Source organism: Bradyrhizobium macuxiense, assembly GCF_001542415.1.
GTDB lineage: Bacteria > Pseudomonadota > Alphaproteobacteria > Rhizobiales > Xanthobacteraceae > Bradyrhizobium > Bradyrhizobium macuxiense.
Genome location: NZ_LNCU01000050.1, coordinates 1 through 20772 on the forward strand (window position 1 = coordinate 1; position 20772 = coordinate 20772).

The following is a 20772-nucleotide window of genomic DNA, read 5'->3' on the forward strand; positions in this document are numbered from 1 at the left end:
CCCCGCCGCAGCGTAGGCCGCGTTGTTCGCCGACTTCCTCGGTACTCTGGGTGGGTCCGACTTCTCCGCATCGTGCATCACGGACTTCGGCCTCCGGCCTTCCCCGTGCGGCCCCGGGCGCGGCAGCCCAGGGCAATGTGGAGACCTCCCGGTTCCCGCGCAGAAGATGTGCGCACATGCCAGGGTCTCAGACGGCGCGGAGCTGGTCGGGCACTCGCGATCGCGTGTCCGACCATGTTGCCTTCTGCCGGAACGAGGGCATCGGCACTCCGGATGATTGGAATTTCGCCGCTCAATGGCTGGCCTATACGTTCCCCTGTCAACGCTTCACGCGTCGCCTCGCGACGACCCGCGCATGACTCGGGGCCGGTGTGGATCGCTACTCCTTCACCGTAAAGGACTTGCACCTTCTATCTCCTGCCGGTCTCCCGGCGCACCGCTCCAATCCATCATTGGGAAGAGATGTATGCCAGATGATCTCATTGCGATCCTCCCGATTCTATTGTCCGTTCCAAGCCGACATTTCTCGCGCCCACAAGCGCTTCAGTCTTGACCGCGCGCTTTCAATCCAGTGGCAAAGATAAGCCCCCCAGCGCGGCTCGGCATGCGGCGAGCCCCTGGCCGAGCGCCATGCCCTGCCAGTCCAGCGAGTCGCTGTGAAAGGCCTCGCGGATTAGCTTCTTGACGCCAGCGGCTTCTGGCGCGGTCGGATCGCCATGCGCATGGAGCCAATTATCCGCGCGAAGCGCGGCGCCGACTTTGTCTGGGGCTTGTACGCCGCATTCGAGTGCGACCGCATCAACGACGGTCTTGGGAAACAAGGCTTGAATGGCGCTCAGTGCATCGCCGGAAATCTCCGCGGAAACTGAGCCGCCGCCATAGATGGATGTCGCCGCCGCGCCAATCCACGATCTCGTTCGGACAAAGCCAGGATCGTCGCGCCGCCGGTGGATGATGGGCTCAGCGTAACCGTGCGGACCGAGTCCGGTATGGAAGTCAACGATCGCGACGTGGGCCGCACCGGCGAGATGAGACTTCAGGACGTCGGTCAGAACCTTGCGGGACCAGCTCGGTGCGGCTCCACCGTAGGAGAGGCCGTCAGGGTGACACCATTGTCCGCCCATGACTGCCTGCATGAGGGCGCGGTCGCCATTGCGCTGCCGCCACCTTGAAAGGCGGACGCCGGCCCCCGCCTGCGCTTCGGGCGACCAATCGGATGGACACAGATCTTGCGCGATCTCTTCGTATTGCGCGTTGACCGGCAAGGGACCATCAAAATCGATCCAGTTGCGATTGAGGTCGACGTTGTTTTCGTTCGCTCGCCGCAGCCACGCGAAGCCATAGGGGTTGACCGCGTGCACCAACAGCGCTGCGGCGTCCTGCGGCAGCCTGCGGTTCTCGCCGCGGCGCATCCATTCGATCTGGACGCCAGAACCAAAAAAGGCCTCAACGCCGTGAACGCCTGAAAAGGTCACGAGCACCTTGCTCGCCGACCGATCGCCAAACCAGGCGATATCCATCGAAAGCTCGGCGCCGTCCGGCCCGCGTGCAGGGTGGCCGATGCGCTGTACATACCCGTCTTGAGCCTTCGCCGCTTCGACGAATTTCATCCGGGCCTGGCTGTAATCGGCGCTGAAGCTTTCCATGGTTGAGTCGCCTAGGTTTCTCATTGACGCTTGACACCACACTGGCTGCGAGATGCCTCACTGCATTCCCCGATCGTGAGATTGCGCAGCGTCATGCACCTCGAGGTGGAGTCGGAGAAACGCGCCCGTGGCGTCACGAGCGCGGCGTGCAATCTCTTGAGGGGACGGCCGCTCGGCGACGCCGAGCAGCAGGCCGACCATCAGGTTGCCCCACAGCAGCCCAAAAAATTGCTCGGCCATTTCACTGGCCTCGCCGTCGAGAAGTCCCGCCGACCGAGCCTGATCCATGATTCCCCGCAAGGCGGCACGACTGGTCTCGCGTCCTATCGAGTCCAGAGTTTGTGCGACCTGGGGTTCACGCACCGCCTCCGCGATCGCCAGGCGAAAGACGCCGATCACGGCGGGGGCGCTTATCTCGCGCAGGAGCTGCGTTCCGAGCAAGGTGAGCGTCTGTCTCAGGGTTTCCCGGTCGTGCGGCGCGGGCAGATCGGCGGGCACCTGTAACCGCTTGGCGCGCGCGCGAATGCATGCGCCAAGCAATTCGTCCTTGTTGCCCACCAATGCATAAAGCTCTCGCTTCGAGACCCGTGCGCGCGTTGCGATCTCGAGCGTGCTCGTCCTGGCATAGCCGGACTCCGTGAAGGCAGAGAACGCGGCCTCCAGGATGCGCCCGCGGGCCGGGGTCTCCTCCGTCTCTTCGCGACGCGACTTCGACGTCAATCTCGCTTTCATCATCTTTTCTTGACCCAGGTACCAGCGAGTACCATATTGCTCAGATGTATGGTACTAGATGGTACCGAGTCAAGGCCTTTTAATCATCACGGAGGTGCATCATGTCAGAGTTGGTTCTTGTTACCGGAGCATCCGGCGGTCGGCAGGGACAAACCGGTCGGCATGTGTCAGAGATGCTCTTGGCACGCGGCGTGCCGATCCGCGCTTTCGTCCATAAGCTCGACGAACGTTCCGACCGCCTGCGCGGGCTCGGCGCCGAGATCGTGGAGGGCGATTTTCTCGACGCTGCCTCAGTGAGACGTGCGGTGGACGGCGTCTCGGCGATCTACTTTGCCTACCCGGTCAAGGACGGCCTGCTCGACGCCACCGCGATCATGGCGTTGGCCGCGCGCGAGGCCGGCATCACACGCCTGGTCAATCTCGTGATGCTGCGTTCTTCACTCGATGCGCCGACGCCCCGCATGCGACAGAACTATTTGTCGGAGCAGGTGTTCGAGTGGGCCGGGATCGAAGTGGCTCACCTCAGGGCGACCGTATTTTATGAAAACCTACGCGCGCTGGTGCGTTCGAACCTTTCGGTCAACGGGCCGATCCGGCTGCCCTGGGGCGACGAGAGCACCGTCATCCCGCTGGTTTCTGCTGAAGACGTGGCGCGTGTTGGCGTCGGCCTGCTGACCAAGCCCTCACTGCCTTCGCCCTCTAGCTATCCAGTGATCGGGGCAGTCCTCGCATTGGGCGATATCATCGCGACCTTTGGTCGGGTGCTCGAACGTGACCTTCGCTATGAAGACATCACTGACGAGGAATGGCGTCGGGAGGCGCTTGCCCGTGGCAGCAATCAGCACGCTGTCGAGCATCTGTCCCAGCTATGGCGGTTCTTCCGCACCGCCGGTCTGCGTCCGTCTGTTATTGAATTCCAGGTTACGGATACGATCGAGTACCTTGGCGGTGCCAAGCCCAAGACATTCGAGGCATTCGTACGCGAAGAGCGTGCCGCTTTGGGAGCGAACGCGCCCTCAGTCCAAGGACTCTCTGGTGGAGTTCGGACTACACTTTAGCCCCCAGCACGCAAATGGCCTCTAACGCCCGCTCGTCGTTATCGTCAGCAACCGATCAGATCACGATCCGATCGAAGTCGGCGGCAATTCGACTGTTCGGGAACACATTCACCGCTTCGGCGAGAATCTCTTCGTCCGAGTAGCGACCCGAGATGTGGGTGAGCACGAGCTGCCTGACGTTGCTCGCGGCTGCGAGCGATGCCGCCTCCCGCGCTGTGAGATGGCCGTAGTCTCGCGCAATCGACGCATCGCGATCCAGAAACGTCGCTTCGACTACCAGCGCGTCAGCCTCAAGGACATAATTCGTCAAGTCATCGGTTGCCTCGGCGTCGCCGATGACGACAAGCTTCTTCCCTCCGGACAGCGGCCCGCACACATCCTCCGGATCAATGGTTCTGCCGTCCGCAAGCGTGACCGGTCGTCCTTCCGCGAGCTCCTTTCGCACCGGACCATCCGGCACACCGAGGGCCGAGAGGCGGTCCGGCTGAAGGTGACGGCGAGCGGGAATTTCGAATGTGAAGCCGAAGCTATCCGTATCGCGATGGCGAACCGGAAAACAGCTGATCGTGCAGTCCCCGGCGTCGACGACCGGACCTTCCGTCAATGGAATGAGCTCCGGGGGTAGCGGCGCTCTTCCTTCGCCCCAGAAGCCCGCGAGCATCCGGACGACGACATCGAGCGTCTCCGGGCCGCCGTGGATCGTCGTCACACCGGTGCCTTGCCGCAATCGCAGGGTGGACAGGAGGCCAGGGATTCCGAGCACATGGTCGAGATGACCATGTGTCAGCAGGATGCGGTCGAGCCGACGAAAGCCGGCGGCACTGCGAAGCAATTGCCGCTGTGTGCCCTCGCCGCAATCGACGAGGAGCCTCTGGCCGCCCACCTCCACCAGAAGGCCCGGATGGTTACGATCTGCGGAAGGAACGCTTGCCGACGTCCCGCGGAATGTGAGGGCGAACATCCGGTTCACTCGTCCAGAAGATCCAGGAACTCTTCCATCCGATCGAACAGGTCCGCATGCGCCTTACAGACCCAGACGACCCGGTCGCCATCGCGTTGCAGCGACCGTGCCCTGGACTTCCGCAGTCGCCCAGGCAGGAAACTCGCCGCAATGGCCTCCGGCCCGACATCGAGCCTGATGATGCCCCTTCGCTTGCACTCCATCCTGAGCCTTGCTGCGGCAAAGAACGCATGGGCGGGCGGCGGCAAGGTCCCGAAACGACGAGCGGTTTCCTCCTCCAGGTCATCGAGGTCATCTTCGTTGCGACACCTGGCGACGCGGCCATAGATTTCGAGCCGTAGCGCCTCCGATTGCACATAGCTTGTGGGCAAGGTGTCGGCCAGCGGCAGGTTCAGATCAGGCACCCAAAGATCGGCGGCGCCGTCGTCAGCTTTCTCCGAGGCCACCTTCAGAAGGTGACTGTAGAGCACCGGTCCGAGCACCTGCACATGTCCCGACTGCCGTTCCGAAAACAGGTCGCCGGCGCCCCTGAGGTCGAGGTCGCGCTCGCTGATGGCAAAGCCGGCGCCCGGTCTCGTGAATTCCTCCAGAACCGCCAGACGCTTTCCGGATTGCTCCGAGCCGGACTCGGTCAGCAGATATGCAAACGCGCGCGTCCCGCCTCGCCCCACCCGTCCCCGGAGTTGGTGGAGCTGCGCAAGGCCGAACCTTTCAGGCCAGCAGACCACAATAGTATTCGCGCGAGGAATATCGAGACCGCTCTCCACGATGTTGGTTGCCAACAAAACGTCGGTCTCGCCATCGACGAAACTCATCATCCGGTCATCAATCTCGCCGGCAGGCAACCTGCCATGGAGGCAGGCGATACGAAGGTCGGGAGCCACCGCCTGTACCCGCGCCAGGATCGGGTCGAGATCCTGGATGCGTGGACAGATCAGGAAGCTTTGGCCGTGGCGGCTGCGTTCGCGCAGCAGAGCCGCGGCAATGGCCGCATCGGAAAGCGGAGCTACTCTGGTCATGACCGGCAGCCGATGGGCCGGTGGGGTGGCAATGACGCTGAGATCCCTGAAGCCCGCGAGGCCGGCTGCGAGAGTGCGCGGGATCGGCGTTGCGCTCATGAACAGCGTGTGGCCTCCCTTGGACAGTTCTGCGAGCTTCGTCTTCTCCGCCGCTCCGAAATGCTGCTCCTCGTCGATGATGACCAGACCGAGGTCGCGAAACTTCACCTCCTTCGAAGCCAGCGCCTGGGTGCCGATCACGACCTTCAATTTGCCGTTCTTGAGCCTCTCCTTCGTATCCCGCGTTTCGGACGCCGATGCAGCGCGCGACAATCCTCCCACTTCGACATCGAACGGGTCGAAGCGTTTGCGGAAGGTCGCAAGATGCTGCCGCGCCAACACTGTCGTCGGCGCCACGACCGCGACTTGCTTGCCTGACAGCGCCACGGCGGCCGCCGCGCGCAACGCCACCTCGGTCTTGCCAAATCCGACGTCGCCGCAGATGACGCGGTCCATGGGATGACCGGATGCGAGATCATCCAGCACGTCCCGAATGGCCTTGGCCTGGTCGATCGTCGTGAAGTAAGGAAACCGCGCGACAAACTTCTCGTAGAGAGGGCCAGGCGGCACCAGTTTGGGCGCGCGCCGGCGGCGTCGCTGCCTGATGTGCTTGGCGAGCTCCTTGGCGGCGAGCTGAATCTCCTGCTCGGCCTCGGTGCGTCGAGCCCACCACGTACTGCCATCCGCCTTGTCGAGCGAAAGCCTGCCGAGCTCCGCCGCATAGGGCCAGACCTGGGCGAGGTCTGCGGGAGGAACGAGGACCGCATTATCTGCCGCGTACACGAGCTTGATCATGTCGCGCGATGATCCGTCTCCCGTTCCCACAATCTGCAATCCGTCGAGCAAGGCGAGCCCTCGCTGCAGATGTACGACCACCGCCCCCCGCTCCGGCACTTCCGGATGCTCGAACGCGGCATTCCAGGCTCTGGCCATGGGCTGCGGATGATGCGCCCTGCTGCCGAGGACGTCGGCCGCCGTCACCACGATGAGAGGCTTTTTGCCTGCTCCGACGAAACCTGTGTCGAAGTCAGCCAAGAGAGCCGCTTCACCGCCCCGGCCCGCGGCCGCCTTGCTCCAATCGGCAAAGCGCTCCGCCCTGACTCGGCCGATCCGCTCCATCGCGCGCAAATCTTCCTCCATCGCAGCGACAAAAAGTAGTCGCGATCCGCCGCGCCGCGTATCGTCAACAAATGCGCGGAGAGCCTTCCTTGGTGATGGAAGCTTGGAAAAATCCGGCGTCGGCTTGAAAGGCGCCTCTTCAGGCAGCGCGCTCATGCGTCTCGTCAGTCGTTTCCAGTCGTTTCGCCCGAGATATTCGCGCTCCGCCTCCTTGCGACCGGATGCTTCCTCGATGGTGCCGAGCCAGCTGTCGGCGTGTGCTGAAACTCCGGCATCTACGATCCACTTGGCGCGCTCGCAATAGTCGATGAGGGGCGCCCGCCGCGCACGCTTGCCTGCGAACGCGAGCCGCTCCGACATCGGGTCAATTGCCAGCTCATTGGTCTCGTATATGACATCGTGTTCGACCGGGTCGACCGCTGCTATCCGGCGAATTGAACCTTTGGAATGCTCTATCCTGAACGGACCAAGGCCACCCGCCGGAAACACCTCGAACGTGCTTCCATGGAACAGAACACCACCTGGATAGTCCGCCTCTTCGTCGACAGCGTATCTGAGAGCCTCCAGGCGCATTTTCAGATCGCGCTCGGAATAGGTTGCTCCGACCTTCAGGCTGATGCTGAGGCGCGTCCAGGCTGACGGCAGCGGCAGGCGCTCCATGATAGCCTCGGCCGTTGACACCAGCAGGACAGGTTTTCGCGCCTTGGCAAGTCGCCGCAGAACCGAGCTTCGCCGGCCCGCAATCTCTCGGGACGGCTCCAATTGGTCGAACGGTAGCGTGTTCAACCTCGGAAACACCAATACATCGCACGAAGGGTCGAGCGCGTGAATGACCCCACCGAGCCGCTCCGCCCTGTTCTCGTTTTCGGCGAGGAAGACGACACCGGCGCGCTCTGACTTTCTCAATTGCGCAAGAAGGTGGAGAGCCAGCATGCCGAGAGGCGATGAAGAGGAGACCGCGATTTGCGACGCCCCTCTGCCATTTTTCGTCGCGCGGCTGCCTGCGCGCGCCTTTTTCGAGTGTCCCACGCTGAATCCGTCGTTGTGTCGCGATCATGGTGCTGATCGCGAGCCGTCACTTGAGCCTGTCCTGCTGCGGCAAACCAAGGGTGCGTTCTTACGCGATCTTGCGCGCTGACGCACGCCCCGATCGGTTCCGCCCGAACGCGCCTTGATCGTTGATGTTCGGGCGGCTTTGCGGGGAGAGCCCCCGCATTGCTCGTCAATCGTCCGCACGTGCTGCTTTTGGCTAACCGATATTCCATCTCGCCTTGAGCCACAGAATGACCGCGCCGATCAAGGCCGTCGTCAAACCACTCCACCAGATCGATCTAGATCGCGCGGCATTGATGGAGACCATGTACAGGATTGCTCCAAGCACGACGCCATAATGCTTCCGAAAGTCGCCGCTTCTGCGCGCGATCTCAACGAGGTCTGAAGACCTCACATGCTCATCCGACATCGCCAAACCCTATTGGATCGGACCGCCATTATAAGGGTGAGTTGGGTCCCGGGTCGAGTCACACTTCCGATTTTCCGAACAATGTGATCTGGGAGCCATCTCGCGGCGCGGGGAATCGAAGCCGGATGGCCGGGACGCGAAGCGGCACGGTTCACGAGGCCGTCCCGCTTCCGAGGGCGTACCACTTTGACGGACCGATCGCTGGGCCCTCAACCTTCCGCCGCGTGGACTTTGCGTGATCCGGGACTCAAGGTGCGCTTATCCACGCCACCCGAGCCGACCGCCACGTCAGATATCTATCCACAGGCTGCGGTACGCTGCCCGGTCGGATCGGCTAGACTGTCGCGCTGCTTCAAGCGACAGGATCCATCGTCAGCTTTAGATATGACCGCTCATCCAACCCTGACCGACATCGCTGCCACCCTGGAGCAGTCTCCCGACTATCGGGTGCTGCGCCGCCTGGTTCCGCGCTCCGAATTCATACCGGGCAACGACGAGGCGGCCAAGACTGCGCTTCTGCTTGACGTCGAGACCACCGGTCTCGATCCGGCCCGTGACGAGATCATCGAACTCGGCATGGTCAAGTTCACCTATCTCCCGGACGGCCGGATCGCCCGGGTCATCGACAGCTTCAGCTGCTTCAATCAGCCGTCGACGGCGATTCCTGCCGAGATCACGGGCCTGACCGGCATCACCGATGAGATGGTCAGCGGGCACCGGCTCGATCAGGATCATGTCGGCCAGTTTGCCTCCGATGCGGTTGTGATTATCGCCCACAATGCCGCTTTCGATCGTAGGTTCATGGAGCGCTACGTGCCGTTGTTCACGCACAAGGCATGGGCCTGTTCGGTCAGCGAGGTCGACTGGCGTAGTCATGGTTTTGAGGGATCGCGCCTGGCATATCTCCTGATGAAAGCCGGCCTGTTTCATGAGGCACATCGGGCCGTCGACGACTGCCTGGCTCTGCTCGAGATCCTGGCGCTTCGCCTGCCCCAGCTCGATCGCACGGTCCTGTCGGTCTTGCTCGAGCGAGCCCGGCGCAAGACGATCAGGATCTGGGCCGAGCAGTCGCCCTTCGAGCTGAAGGACGAGCTCAAGCGTCGCGGATATCGCTGGAGCGACGGCGCCGACGGCCGGCCGCGATCCTGGTATATCGACGTCGACGAAAACACCCAGGTCACGGAAGTCGAATTTCTGCAGAAGACGATTTATCAGCGTGAGTTCGAACCGCAAATTGAAGTCCTGACTGCTTTCGACCGCTTCTCGGTCAGAGCTTGAGACAGCAATCAGCCCCACCCGTTTGGCGCGTCGCGCGCGCGAGCACACCTGGGTGTCCCGTTCGTGAACGATGACCCGCGCCGGTTACAGCTCCTTTTCGGCAATGTTGCGCAACTCGTCTGGCACCGAGCGAGACAAACCCAATGCCGCCGAGCCGTATCCAATCGCCTCCCGTCCGAAGCGATCGCGGATCTTGTCGATGGCGCAATCGGCAGCCCAACGCGCCATGCCCAACCTGCTCCCGGGACGCCGCGCTTCACCTTCGAGCCCAAACGGGAGCTCCAGCTCAAGGTCCCAATGTTCCTCAAGGTGCGAAACGGAAATCGCCAGCAGCGAGATGGTTCTCTCGTGAGGGTGATCGGCAAGGATCGTGCGTACCAGTCGCTCGGCGTAGTCGGCAAGAATCAGGGTCGCGAAAATCGGGATATCGAGTGTGATCGAGCGCGTCACCGATCGCAGGTCAGCGAAGCGGACACGCACTGTCACCGTTCGACCTGGCCTCGACTTCGCCCGAAGCCTTGTCGCGATGCGATCCGCAAGGTGAAGCAGGGTTGGACGAATTATCCGCTCGACTGCAGGCTTCCGCCCGATTGCCGATTGCGCTCCCGCCGATCGGGCCCGCCGGTGCGGTTTCAGTGGCCGCGGATCACGATTCCAGGCTAACGCACCGAGCTTCTCCCCTGCCGCCGGACCGAGCAATCGCTCGAGCGATCGTCCGGGCAGCCTTGCGAGTTGCCCGATCGTCGAGACGCCGCTCGCGGCCAGGCGAGCCTTGGTGACCGGCCCCACACCCCACATCAACTCGACAGGTAATTCGTGAAGAAACTCGAGTTCGGTATCGGCATCAACGACCACGAGCCCGTCGGGCTTCGCCACCTGCGAAGCGATCTTCGCCAGATGCTTGGTACGCGCAACGCCCACCGAGATGGGAAGACCGAGTTCACTGCGCACGCGCCGGCGGATCGCTGCTGCGATTTCGGCGGGCGCACCGAAGAGATGGGTGCAACCCGCTACGTCCGCAAAGGCCTCATCGATCGAAATCCGCTCGACGAGAGGCGTGAAATCGCCGATCACCTTGATGGCAGCATCACCCAGCCGTTCGTAGTCCCGAAAATGGCCTCCGACAAACGTAAGTTGTGGACATAGCTCGCGCGCCTGTCGTCCGGACATCCCACCATGGATCCCGAACGCTTTCGCTTCGTAAGAGGCGGCAAGCACAACTCCGCCACCGACAGCGATGGGCTTGCCTCGCAACGAGGGGTCCAGCAATTGCTCAACCGACGCATAAAAGGCGTCCAGATCCGCATGAAGGATGGTGGCTGCAGTTGCCATCCCAATCGTCCACCTGTGCCAATAGATGGTCGACCCCCGTTCAACACCAATTAGCACACATGCGCTCAAGCAAGGCTCGCGCCGCGGCCGTCGACCTGCCGGCATGCTGCTGGCGCACGATCGCCTCCCCCTACGAAGGGACCTGCTCAAGCCGCATCGCGCTCCCTCTCGGCCACGGCTTCCTCGATCTGACGGACTACAGCTGCGATCGGGCGGCGCTCTCGTTTGAGCGATCGGAGCCGATTCCACAATCTGATGATTTCTCTCTCTTTCTCGGCGTCCATGGCGGCACCTCTCGGAAAACCGCACTATGAACAGAACAAGAACAAACTTCAAGCCACTAGAGTTGGGGGCACGCTCTCCGACCCCCACAAGGGCTGAGGATGGATCTTCCGCGACGATGCGGCAGACCGCGAACCTGTCAGACTTCATGCTTCAGAATTCGCGATCCGGACTGAACTGGGCGTAGCTTTAGTAGGCGCGCGCGAAGTCGCCCTCCTGCTTGATGTCGCTGAACACGGGGAAGCGCGGTTTCCACGGCGCGCCCTTGGCGGTGGTCAGGGCGTTGAGCCGCTGGAGCACACCAAGGCCGTCCTTGCGCAGACTTACAGAGACCGCCTCGCGGTCGGGGAAATTCTTCAGGACGGCATCGAGCCAGATCGTGCGACCGGCAAGGAATCCACCGGCACCTGCAGCGCAAGCGAATTCGAGGACACGCTCGAATTTGTCCGGCGCGGCGCCGCCCGACAACAGCACCCAGGGGATGCTCCGTTCACGGCAAATATCGCCGATCGCATCGAATTCCTTCTGCGCTGCCTTTGCTTCAGCGCTGCCATCGCGCGCAGGCAGACCGTTGGCCGCAAGCGGGCTCTCCAGCTTCAGAAGGTCAACACCGTATTCCGGCTTGGCGAACTCGCGCACGCTGTCGATGACGAGGCTCGGCAGCTTGCCCAGCGATTCCACGTAGTCGGCGGTGTGATTGGCGCTGCCGAGGAATGGGTAGACCAGCAACTCAAGGACGTAGGGGATGTCGTGCCGGGCGCAGTCCTGCCCAATTTCGCGCACGAAACGCTTCTGGTGTTCGTTCACCGCGGCATCAGCATCCGGCCGATACCATGCGAGCACCTTGACCGCGTCGCCGCCCATGGCGCGGATCTTCTCCACGCTCCAGTTGGTAATCGCACGCGACTTGCGCCCCCCCGGTGTTTCCTCAACACGGTGCTCTTCCAGGGTCATGATCAGACCACAGCGCGGTGGCAAGAGATCGATCGCGGCGGGCACCGCAAAATTCGGATCGAACAGCATCGAGCTGCAATGCGGCGCGAGGTTCTCGACGAGAAGACGCTTGGCGGCCGTAACGTCGGAATATTCGACCTGATCGGGGGTGATGCCCTTCGCCTTCGCAATGGCATCGAACAGTGGCGGCCGCTGATCGAGCGCGACCATGCGAAAGTGGCCCTCCGCGTCGGCAAGCCGCGCCAGGCCGCGGTTCTTTCCAATCGTTCTCATGGCTTCGTCCTCATGAATGCGAGACACTCGTTGATGGTGGGGATTCCGTTGCGGCCACCGGCGTGGCAGCATTTCATCGCAGCCGCGGCTGCCGAAAACGCCATGGCGGCGCACACATCGAGACCGGCGCCGATCGTCAGCGCATAGGCGCCGTGGAAGACGTCGCCCGCGCCGGTGGTGTCGACGACATCGACGGCGTAGGCAGCCCGCCGATGCAGCTCGCCATTCTCGTACCAGCTGACGCCGTCCTCACCGCGTGTGACGGCGATGACGCGGCATCCGAAGCGTGCAAGCGCTGCGAGGGATTTGTCCGCCGCCGATCCGGCAAAGGCGGTAAGCGCAGGTTCGGAGAAGATCGCGTGGTCGGTGAGCGGCAGCAGTCGCTCGAACACGTCGGCATCGGCCATGTCGCCGTCGAGCACCGTCGGGATGCCGCGCGCCCGCGCTTCCCGAAACAGCGTCGTGGCACCTTCGACCCAACGCGGATCGGCCAGCACAGACGACGCACGCGCGACAACCTCCAGCGGAAGCCAGTCGGCAGCTTCCGGATAGAGGCCGCGGAAATTGACGATCTGCCGTTCGCCGGAACTGTCGACGATGACGCCCGAAACGGAGGAGCGCCCGTCGGGAAACAGCCGAAAGTTTTCGACGTCGACACCTTCAGCGGCGAAGGCCGATTTCATCTCGTGGCCCGCGGCATCATTCCCTGCCCGCCCCCAGAACGCGACGGACGCGCCGAGCTTTGCCACCGCAACGCTCGCATTGGCGGCCATGCCGCCGCCGAGCGTGCCGTACTCGACGGCCTTGATCTTCTCGCTTCCGCCCGCGAACGGCCGATCGACGCGCCAGACCTGGTCAAGCGCCGACAGCCCGAGACAGATCACGTACACGGGCTTGGCTTTGGACGCGACGTCCGCTAGCGCCGAGAGATCGCCGATGTTGACCGACGCGATCACCGCAAAACCTGTCCGTTGGCGGCATCGAACAAATGCGTCTTGCCCGGTTGCGGAATGAGGCCGAGCCGATCGCCGACCTTCGGCCGCAGCGACGGGTCGACCCGCGCGATGGCGGAGACGCCGGCGAGATCGAAGTGGATCAGCGTATCCGAGCCCAGCGGCTCGACCAGCCTGACGTCGATGGCGATGCCATCGGCGCCGTCGGTCGCGACGGCAAAATGCTCGGGGCGAATGCCGAGCACTGCATTGCCGGCCTGACGCAGGCGGCCTGCGGCCGCGTCGTCCAGCGGCACCGCTGTCGCACCCTGTGAAAGGTTCGCACGCCCGTCGCGCCATTCGACCGGGAAGAAGTTCATGGCCGGCGAACCGATGAAGCCGGCGACGAACTGGTTGGCGGGACGTTCGTAGACCGTCTCTGGCGTGTCGTATTGCTGGATGGTGCCGCTCTGGAGCACCACGATCCGGTCGGCCATGGTCATGGCCTCGATCTGGTCATGGGTCACGAAGACCATGGTGGTCTTCAGCTCCTGTGACAGCGCCTTGATCTCGGCGCGCACCTGCCCGCGCAGCTTGGCGTCGAGGTTGGACAGCGGCTCGTCGAACAGGAACGCCTTGGGATTGCGCACGATGGCGCGGCCCATGGCGACGCGCTGCCGCTGGCCGCCGGACAGCTCCTTCGGCTTGCGGTCCAGATAAGGCTCGATGTGCAGCAGGGCTGCGGCGCGCTTCACCCGAGCGTCAATCTCCGCCTTCGGCGTGCCCCGCAGTTCAAGCGCAAACGACATGTTGTCGTAGACGCGCATGTGCGGATACAGCGCATAGTCCTGGAATACCATCGCAATGTCGCGCTGGGCGGCCTGGACACCATTGACCCGCTTGTCGCCGATATAGAGGTCTCCGGACGAAATCGGCTCGAGGCCAGCGATGATCCGCAGCAAGGTCGACTTGCCGCAGCCTGACGGGCCGACGAACACGACGAACTCGTGGTCCGCGATCTCCAGATTAAGATCGGGGATCACGGTGAAACTGCCGTAGCGCTTGACGAGGTTGCGGATCGAGATGGAGGCCATGATCGCTCAATCCAGCGCCAAGACCGGCTTGATCAGCTCGCCCTTGGCGAAGCGGGCGAAATTCTCAGGGAGGGCCGACAGGCCGAATTCGCCGTCGACCAGTACGCGATATTCGTCCTTGTACTTCCGCAGCAGCTCGACATTCGGCTCAAAATCCGAGACCGGGAAATAGAAGGTCCGGATCATGTAGAAATCCTTGCGGCGGAACACCTTGCCTTCCTCGATGACCCAAGGAGCGGCGTTCTCGCCGACCAACACCAGTGCGCCGCGCGGCAGGACCAGCTCGATACCGAGGTTGCGCGCCGCATGTGCACCGGAGCATTCCATGATGAGGGCGAAGCGCTTCGAGGTATCGCCGACGGGATGTGCTTTTGCGCTGAACGATTGCGCGATCTTGAGGCGCTCCGCATTCGGATCGGCGACATGGATGTCGTTGTAGCCGAGCGCGCGGAGCGCCAGCACGACGCCGAGACCGACAGGTCCCGCGCCCATCACGAGGACCGGCCCGGCCTCGCTTGGCGGAACCACACGACTCACGAAGCGCACCGCGTGGCCGGACGTGCCGATGGTGTCGAGCAGCAGCGGCGCGAGGCTGTCCTCGATGTCGCCGGGCACCGGCAGCAGGCAGTTTTCCGGCACCGGCACATATTCGGCATAACCACCCGGCCTGTTCCAGCCGATCAGGCTCGAGACTTCCAGGCACATCTGGGTATCGCCGCGCTTGCAGGCCGCGCAGCGGTCGCAGTGCAAAGGAATGTAGACGGCGCAGCGGCGACCGTGCAGACGGTGACCGGGCTGCTCGACGACACCGAAAATCTCGTGACCCGCGGTGAACTCGGCGCCCTTGTGCCAGAGCTTGAAATCCGAGCCGCACAGCGCGGTGCGCGAGACGCGCACGAGCACCTCGCCGGCGCCGACCTCGGGCATTGCCACGCGCTCGATGGTGATGCGGTCTTCACCATGGAAGACGGCGGCCTGCATGATCGAATTCGGTCGAGGTGATACGTTCATCTGACACCTAGCCTTTCACCGCACCGAGCGTCAGTCCCGACACCAGCCAGCGCTGAACCAGAGCCGCCAACACCAGCGGCGGCAATGCGATCAGCGTCGCCGCGGCCATGAGGGCGCCCCATTGCGTCGAGCCTTCGCCGATGAAGTTGAAGGCCGCCGCGATCAGCGTCTTGGTGTCGCCATTGGAGAGCACCAGCGCAAACAGGAAGTAGTTCCAAGAGAAGACGAAGGCGAGGATCGCCGACACGGCAACGCCGGACGCCACCAGCGGTAGCGCAATGCGCCAGAGGATGCGCGTGACGCTGCATCCGTCCACTTGCGCGGCCTCGAAGACGCTGCGCGGAATGCCGTCGAAGGACGGTAGCAAAACCCAGATCACGATCGGCAGCGTAATCACCGCGTGGCTGAGGATCAGCGCGGTGTAAGAGCCGATCATGCCGACCTGCCGGAACATGACATACCAAGGCAGCAGGAACAGCGTGCCGGGCGCCATCCGTGCCGCGAGCGTCAGGATCGCCGGCCACGAAATCCGCGTCCAGGAAACGGCGAAAGCGGCAGGGATACCAAACAGCAGTCCAAGCGCGGTCGAACCGGCGGTGACGATGAGGCTGTTGAGTGCATAGCTCAGGAACGGCGTGGTCCTGGTTAGCTCGACATAATTGTCGAGCGTCGGTGTGAAGATCAGCGTCGGCGGATAGGCCGTCACCTCGAACGACGGCTTGAACGAAGACAGCACCATCCAGACCGTCGGCGCCATGATGAGTACCCCGGCGAGCACAAGCTGCATCGTGTTGAGCCAGCGTATCCAGCGGTCGGCGGTGGCGGCGTCTGTCATGCGGTCACCAGGCCACTGCGCCGCGCAAGCGGTTGAAGGCGAGCACGGCGCCGAACACGATCGCCGTCAGCGTCAGCATCAGGGCGCTGGCATAGCCGATGTTGAAGAATTCGAACCCGACCCGAAAACCGTAGATATTGAGCGTGTTCGACGCATTACCCGGACCGCCCTGGGTCGTGATGTAGATGATGTCGAAGAAGCGCAGGAGATCAACGCTGCGCAAGATGGCCGCGGTGACGATGGTCGGCAGCAACAGCGGCAGCGTGATGCGCTGGAATGTCTTGAACGGGGATGCGCCGTCGATCTGCGCCGCCTCGTAGACGCTCGGCGGCAGGGACTGCAATCCACCCAGCACAATCAGGGCAACATAAGGCGTCCACTGCCAGCTATCGATCAGCGCAACAGTCGGAATCACCCATGTCGGCGAGGCCAGCCAGTCCGACGGCGGCAGGCCGAACGACTGCAGGATGTAGTTGGCCGCCCCTAGCGAGGGATCGAGAATCACCAGCCACATCATGCCTGCCACCACCGGCGGCATCATGAAGGGGGAGATGAACAGCGAGCGCACGATGCCCGGCAGGCGCTTGGCGTGGAACAGCACCAACGCCAGCCAAACGCCGAAGACGAGCTGGAGCACCAGCGACAGCACATAGAGCGCGATCGTGACCCAGAGCCCATGCCAGAACTCATAGTCGGACACGAGCTTCGAGTAGTTGGCAAGACCCGCGAAGGACTGCTTGCCGGTCGAGGAGAAATTCTGGAAGCCGAGCCAGATCGTATAGACGACCGGAAACGCGATCATCGCGACCGTGAAGATCACGGCCGGCGCCGAGAGCGCCGACATCTCCAGCTTTTGCCGGTCCTGCGTCAATGTCGCAGTCGTGTCCGACATGCGTCCGTTTCCTCGATCGTGGGAGATGCCGGCCGGCGCGAGGCCAGCCGGCAACAGGCCGTTACTTCTGGGCGATCAGCGCATCGAGCGCCTTGTCTGCATCCGCGCAAGCCTGATCGATCGGCTTCTGCTTGAGGATCAGGTCCTGCACGGCTTGACCGATGAACTCGCGCGATTCCGGGTTGGCGATGATGGGATAGCCGACCTCGGAGGAGCCCTTCGTCGCGAGCACATCGAGCGCGGCCTGCCATTCCTTGCGAACCGGCTCCTCGTCAATCCACTTGCGGTACTCGGGATCCTTTGCAACCGACGGACGCGGCGGCGCAATGCCCTGGAGCGCCATCTTCTTCTGCACTTCAGGGCTCGTCGCCCATTGCACGAAGTACCAGGCCGCATCCGGCTGCTTGCTGTGTGAGGACACCGCCATGCCCCAGCCGATCGTAGTCGGAACCTGACCGGCGTCACCCGCAGGGAACGGCAACAGGCCAGTATCCTTCAGGCGCGCGCCGCCTTCCATCACGGTGCGCAATTCATTAGACGATTCAAACGCCATCGCGGCGCGGCCGCTGCGATAGAGCGCGGAGATCTGCTGGAAGCTGTAGTTGACGACGCCCGGCGGTCCGAAATCGCGGAGCAGCCGGCTGTAGGTGTCGAGCGCTTCCTTGCCCTTGGCCGAGCAGAGGCTCGATTTGCCATTCGCAATATAGGTGCCGCCGATATTGTGCAGCATGTTGCTGAAGGTGTAGGCGACCGCGGGCTTGAGGCCGCGCGAGACGAAGGGCGTGACCGCGCTGTCACAGGACTTGATCTTCCCGGCGGCCGTCTCGACGTCCTTGATGGTCTTCGGCGCCTCGATGCCGCATTTCTTGAAGATGTCGGTGCGGTAGTAGAAGATCGGACCTTCGATGTTCATCGGCATGCTCGTCAGCTTGCCGTTAAAGGTCGCAGCCTTCAGCAAGGCCTGGCTCAGCCCGGCTGGGTCATAATCCTTGGCGACCTCGTTCTTGGCCATCCCCGTGAGATCGCCGTACCAGCCGGCGGCGGCGAACTGCTCGCCCTCGCGCGACGGCAGCGTCATGAACACGTCGACCTCGTCGCTGTTCGCATTCATGACGGTGACCAGACGCTGGCGCATCTGCTGCTCCTGATAGCCGTCGACCTTCAGGGTCATGCCGGTCAGCTTCTCGAAATCGGCCTTGTAGGTCAGGAGCGCTTGCGAGACCGGGTTGTTGTTGGCGAGGAAAGTGATGGTCTTGCCCTTGAACTTCATCCAGTCGAAATCGGCGGCGCGCGACGGCGCAGTCATCGCGGCAATCGCGAAAACGGGCAACGCGACGTGCGTCGCGAACATCCTGGCCTTCATCGAACTCTCCTCCCGGCTGGCCGCCTTAAGCTGACGGACCGTTTTGAACAGGTTTGAACACCCTTTGAAAACGGTTACAAAATAGACTTCACATTGGCGGTGTCAAGCGATGGACAAGACGCACAATCTACGGCAGATTCGCGATCTTATCGCTACCTTGCGGTTCGCGCTGCACCATGTAACGTTACATTCATGAGACTGACCAACGCCAAGTCTGTGAAACAGGGCATCCGCGCCGTGGCGGCCCGGGCCGGCGTCTCAACGGCGTCGGTCTCGCGCGCCCTCAACAATCCCGATGCGGTGAGCCCCTCCTTACGTGCGCGCATCGACCAGGCCATCGACGCGCTCGGCTATATCCCGCACGCACCGGCCCGCATCCTGTCGTCACGGCGTTCGCGCACCCTCGGCGCGATCGTGCCGACGATCGACAACACGATGTTCGCGCGCGGCATCGCCTCGCTGCAGCAGTATCTGTCCTCGGTCGGATACATGCTGCTCCTCACCACGAGTGGTTATGATCTCGACGTCGAATTGCAGCAGGCACGCAATCTGATCAGCCGCGGTGTCGACGGCCTCGTGCTGCGCGGCGACTGCCACCATGACGGACTGCGAAAGCTGCTCGCGGACAATTCGGTGCCGTTCATCAACGTCGGCATCTACCAGCCTGACCGGCCCTACCCTTGCGTTGGCACCGACAACGAAGCCGCCGCCCATCGCGCGGCCGCGCACATCATCGAGCTCGGCCATCGCCGCATCGGGATCGTCTCTGCGCTCCAGCGCAACAACGACCGCGCCAGCGCGCGCGTCGCGGGATTTCGTCGCGCCTTGGCGGAAAGCGGTATCGAGCTTCCACCGCAATGGCATGTCGAGGTGCCCTATACGCTGGACGACGCGCGTGAGGCCGCCCGCTATCTCCTCAACCTCAAGGACCGCCCGACGGCCGTGGTGTGCGGCAACGACGTCATCGCCTATGGCGTGCTGCTCGAGGCGGAGCGCGACGGCTTCTCCGTGCCCCGCGACCTTTCCGTCGTCGGCTTCGACGATCTCGACTGGAGCCGGCATTTGCGGCCGAGCCTGACCACGATCCACGTGCCGACCGGAGAAACCTGGCAGCGCGCCGGCGAATATCTGGTGCGCAGCCTGGCTGGCGAGCAGACCATCATGCATCGCGAGATCGACTTCTCGCTGGTGGTCCGCGAGTCGACGGCCCCGCCCCCGAAATCCCTGAAGTGAGACCCTCCCCATGAGTTCGAATTTTTCTCTCGCGCCCGGCTTTCATGCCGTGGTGATCGGCGGCGCCGGCGACATCGGCGCTGCGATCAGCAACCAGTTTTGCGATCTCGGCGCGACAGTCACTGCAACCGGCGCCAACGAAGCCGATCTTGCCCGCACACTGCTCAAGCCGCGCGCGGGCCTCACGCCGGTGACGCTCGATGTCACCGACGATGCGGCCGTGTCGTCCTTCGCCAGGACGCACAAGCGCGTCGACGCGCTGGTCAACTGTGCCGGCATTCTCGCGCGCGACAAGGAATTCGAGATCGAGACATTTGTGAAGGTGATCGACGTCAATCTCACCGGGACATTCCGCACCTGCATGGCGTTCCACGCACTGCTCGCGGAGGCCAAAGGTTCGATCGTCAACATCGCCTCGATGAATGCGACCTTGGCGCTGCCGCGCATTCCGGCCTATTGCGCCAGCAAGGGCGGCGTGGTGATGCTGACCAAGGCGCTAGCCTTGAAATGGGCCGAGGAAGGCATCCGTGTCAACGCGGTTGCGCCCGGCTATATCGAAACCGCGATCAACGCCGCCGGCCGCACCGACCTGGCGCATTATCAGCGTATCGCCGACCGCACCGCCTTCAAGCGCTGGGGACAGCCGGAGGATATTGCCGGCGCGGTCGCCTTCCTCTGCATGCCGGCCTCGCAATATGCGACCGGCACCGTCGTTGCCGTGGATGGCGGGTTTCTCGCTGGATGAGCCATGGGGTTGAGGACGCGATATTCTTCGTAGCCCCCGCATCATTGCGAACCAGCTCATGCGTGCCTGCGAGGTCCGTCGCCCCCGCCGCAGCGTAGGCCGCGTTGTTCGCCGACTTCCTCGGTACTCTGGGTGGGTCCGACTTCTCCGCATCGTGCATCACGGACTTCGGCCTCCGGCCTTCCCCGTGCGGCCCCGGGCGCGGCAGCCCAGGGCAATGTGGAGACCTCCCGGTTCCCGCGCAGAAGATGTGCGCACATGCCAGGGTCTCAGACGGCGCGGAGCTGGTCGGGCACTCGCGATCGCGTGTCCGACCATGTTGCCTTCTGCCGGAACGAGGGCATCGGCACTCCGGATGATTGGAATTTCGCCGCTCAATGGCTGGCCTATACGTTCCCCTGTCAACGCTTCACGCGTCGCCTCGCGACGACCCGCGCATGACTCGGGGCCGGTGTGGATCGCTACTCCTTCACCGTAAAGGACTTGCACCTTCTATCTCCTGCCGGTCTCCC

Annotated in this window: 16 protein-coding genes; 4 read left to right on the forward strand and 12 right to left on the reverse strand. The window is 63.1% G+C overall.

Annotation, left to right across the window (positions count from 1 at the left end):
• Window positions 1-563 precede the first annotated feature (563 nt).
• Window positions 564-1646: a M14 family metallopeptidase gene (locus AS156_RS17510; RefSeq protein ID WP_160331102.1), complete on the reverse strand. Its 1083-nt coding sequence runs from the start codon at window positions 1644-1646 to the stop codon at window positions 564-566.
• A gap of 57 nt (window positions 1647-1703) precedes the next feature.
• Complete coding sequence (locus tag AS156_RS17515; protein WP_201456051.1) at window positions 1704-2378, reverse strand: TetR/AcrR family transcriptional regulator; 675 nt, start codon at window positions 2376-2378, stop codon at window positions 1704-1706.
• Window positions 2379-2479: 101 nt separating this feature from the next.
• Between AS156_RS17515 and AS156_RS17520 the strand changes: the two genes are divergently transcribed.
• Window positions 2480-3436 (forward strand): NmrA family NAD(P)-binding protein, encoded by a 957-nt coding sequence (locus tag AS156_RS17520; protein WP_082747554.1) that lies wholly within the window; start codon window positions 2480-2482, stop codon window positions 3434-3436.
• Window positions 3437-3491: 55 nt separating this feature from the next.
• Here AS156_RS17520 and AS156_RS17525 read toward each other — a convergent pair whose 3' ends face one another.
• Window positions 3492-4397 carry a ribonuclease Z gene (locus tag AS156_RS17525; protein WP_066506704.1) on the reverse strand — a complete coding sequence of 302 codons (906 nt, stop codon included), beginning with the start codon at window positions 4395-4397 and terminating at the stop codon, window positions 3492-3494.
• Between the two features lie 5 nt (window positions 4398-4402).
• Window positions 4403-7507, reverse strand: a complete 3105-nt coding sequence (locus AS156_RS17530) for a DEAD/DEAH box helicase (protein WP_066506709.1) — start codon at window positions 7505-7507, stop codon at window positions 4403-4405.
• A gap of 913 nt (window positions 7508-8420) precedes the next feature.
• Between AS156_RS17530 and AS156_RS17545 the strand changes: the two genes are divergently transcribed.
• A complete protein-coding gene (locus AS156_RS17545) occupies window positions 8421-9314 on the forward strand; it encodes a 3'-5' exonuclease (protein ID WP_066506715.1) in 894 nt (297 codons plus the stop codon).
• Between the two features lie 84 nt (window positions 9315-9398).
• On the opposite strand, the gene dinB is transcribed toward AS156_RS17545, so the two are convergent.
• The 8 genes from dinB to AS156_RS17590 all read right to left on the reverse strand — a co-directional run bounded on the left by dinB (window position 9399) and on the right by AS156_RS17590 (window position 18282).
• Window positions 9399-10646 (reverse strand): DNA polymerase IV, encoded by a 1248-nt coding sequence (gene dinB / locus AS156_RS17550; RefSeq protein ID WP_066506721.1) that lies wholly within the window; start codon window positions 10644-10646, stop codon window positions 9399-9401.
• Between the two features lie 471 nt (window positions 10647-11117).
• Window positions 11118-12269 (reverse strand): tagatose 1,6-diphosphate aldolase, encoded by a 1152-nt coding sequence (locus tag AS156_RS17560; protein ID WP_245312896.1) that lies wholly within the window; start codon window positions 12267-12269, stop codon window positions 11118-11120.
• A complete protein-coding gene (locus tag AS156_RS17565; protein WP_066506727.1) occupies window positions 12152-13111 on the reverse strand; it encodes a sugar kinase in 960 nt (319 codons plus the stop codon). The genes AS156_RS17560 and AS156_RS17565 overlap by 118 nt, the downstream gene beginning before the upstream one ends.
• Window positions 13108-14181: an ABC transporter ATP-binding protein gene (locus AS156_RS17570; RefSeq protein ID WP_066506729.1), complete on the reverse strand. Its 1074-nt coding sequence runs from the start codon at window positions 14179-14181 to the stop codon at window positions 13108-13110. The genes AS156_RS17565 and AS156_RS17570 overlap by 4 nt, the downstream gene beginning before the upstream one ends.
• A gap of 6 nt (window positions 14182-14187) precedes the next feature.
• Window positions 14188-15192: a zinc-dependent alcohol dehydrogenase family protein gene (locus AS156_RS17575; RefSeq protein ID WP_066506735.1), complete on the reverse strand. Its 1005-nt coding sequence runs from the start codon at window positions 15190-15192 to the stop codon at window positions 14188-14190.
• A 7-nt stretch (window positions 15193-15199) separates the two neighbouring features.
• Window positions 15200-16027 carry a carbohydrate ABC transporter permease gene (locus tag AS156_RS17580; protein ID WP_066506742.1) on the reverse strand — a complete coding sequence of 276 codons (828 nt, stop codon included), beginning with the start codon at window positions 16025-16027 and terminating at the stop codon, window positions 15200-15202.
• A gap of 4 nt (window positions 16028-16031) precedes the next feature.
• A complete protein-coding gene (locus tag AS156_RS17585; protein WP_066506744.1) occupies window positions 16032-16919 on the reverse strand; it encodes a carbohydrate ABC transporter permease in 888 nt (295 codons plus the stop codon).
• Window positions 16920-16980: 61 nt separating this feature from the next.
• Window positions 16981-18282 carry an ABC transporter substrate-binding protein gene (locus AS156_RS17590; RefSeq protein WP_066506746.1) on the reverse strand — a complete coding sequence of 434 codons (1302 nt, stop codon included), beginning with the start codon at window positions 18280-18282 and terminating at the stop codon, window positions 16981-16983.
• A gap of 192 nt (window positions 18283-18474) precedes the next feature.
• Here AS156_RS17590 and AS156_RS17595 point away from each other — a divergent pair, with 192 nt between their 5' ends.
• Entirely contained in the window at window positions 18475-19515 is a 1041-nt protein-coding gene (locus AS156_RS17595; RefSeq protein WP_066506748.1) for a LacI family DNA-binding transcriptional regulator, read from the forward strand.
• Between the two features lie 10 nt (window positions 19516-19525).
• Complete coding sequence (locus AS156_RS17600; RefSeq protein WP_066506750.1) at window positions 19526-20260, forward strand: SDR family NAD(P)-dependent oxidoreductase; 735 nt, start codon at window positions 19526-19528, stop codon at window positions 20258-20260.
• Window positions 20261-20772 lie beyond the last annotated feature (512 nt).

What these genes read in the sequence shown, in the direction of transcription:
- AS156_RS17510 (WP_160331102.1), bottom strand. Translation starts at nt 1,646, where the DNA reads ATGGAAAGCTTCAGCGCCGATTACAGCCAGGCCCGGATGAAATTCGTC.
- AS156_RS17515 (WP_201456051.1), bottom strand. Translation starts at nt 2,378, where the DNA reads ATGAAAGCGAGATTGACGTCGAAGTCGCGTCGCGAAGAGACGGAGGAG.
- AS156_RS17520 (WP_082747554.1), top strand. Translation starts at nt 2,480, where the DNA reads ATGTCAGAGTTGGTTCTTGTTACCGGAGCATCCGGCGGTCGGCAGGGA.
- AS156_RS17525 (WP_066506704.1), bottom strand. Translation starts at nt 4,397, where the DNA reads ATGTTCGCCCTCACATTCCGCGGGACGTCGGCAAGCGTTCCTTCCGCA.
- AS156_RS17530 (WP_066506709.1), bottom strand. Translation starts at nt 7,507, where the DNA reads ATGCTGGCTCTCCACCTTCTTGCGCAATTGAGAAAGTCAGAGCGCGCC.
- AS156_RS17545 (WP_066506715.1), top strand. Translation starts at nt 8,421, where the DNA reads ATGACCGCTCATCCAACCCTGACCGACATCGCTGCCACCCTGGAGCAG.
- dinB (WP_066506721.1), bottom strand. Translation starts at nt 10,646, where the DNA reads ATGGCAACTGCAGCCACCATCCTTCATGCGGATCTGGACGCCTTTTAT.
- AS156_RS17570 (WP_066506729.1), bottom strand. Translation starts at nt 14,181, where the DNA reads ATGGCCTCCATCTCGATCCGCAACCTCGTCAAGCGCTACGGCAGTTTC.
- AS156_RS17575 (WP_066506735.1), bottom strand. Translation starts at nt 15,192, where the DNA reads ATGAACGTATCACCTCGACCGAATTCGATCATGCAGGCCGCCGTCTTC.
- AS156_RS17580 (WP_066506742.1), bottom strand. Translation starts at nt 16,027, where the DNA reads ATGACAGACGCCGCCACCGCCGACCGCTGGATACGCTGGCTCAACACG.
- AS156_RS17585 (WP_066506744.1), bottom strand. Translation starts at nt 16,919, where the DNA reads ATGTCGGACACGACTGCGACATTGACGCAGGACCGGCAAAAGCTGGAG.
- AS156_RS17590 (WP_066506746.1), bottom strand. Translation starts at nt 18,282, where the DNA reads ATGAAGGCCAGGATGTTCGCGACGCACGTCGCGTTGCCCGTTTTCGCG.
- AS156_RS17595 (WP_066506748.1), top strand. Translation starts at nt 18,475, where the DNA reads ATGAGACTGACCAACGCCAAGTCTGTGAAACAGGGCATCCGCGCCGTG.
- AS156_RS17600 (WP_066506750.1), top strand. Translation starts at nt 19,526, where the DNA reads ATGAGTTCGAATTTTTCTCTCGCGCCCGGCTTTCATGCCGTGGTGATC.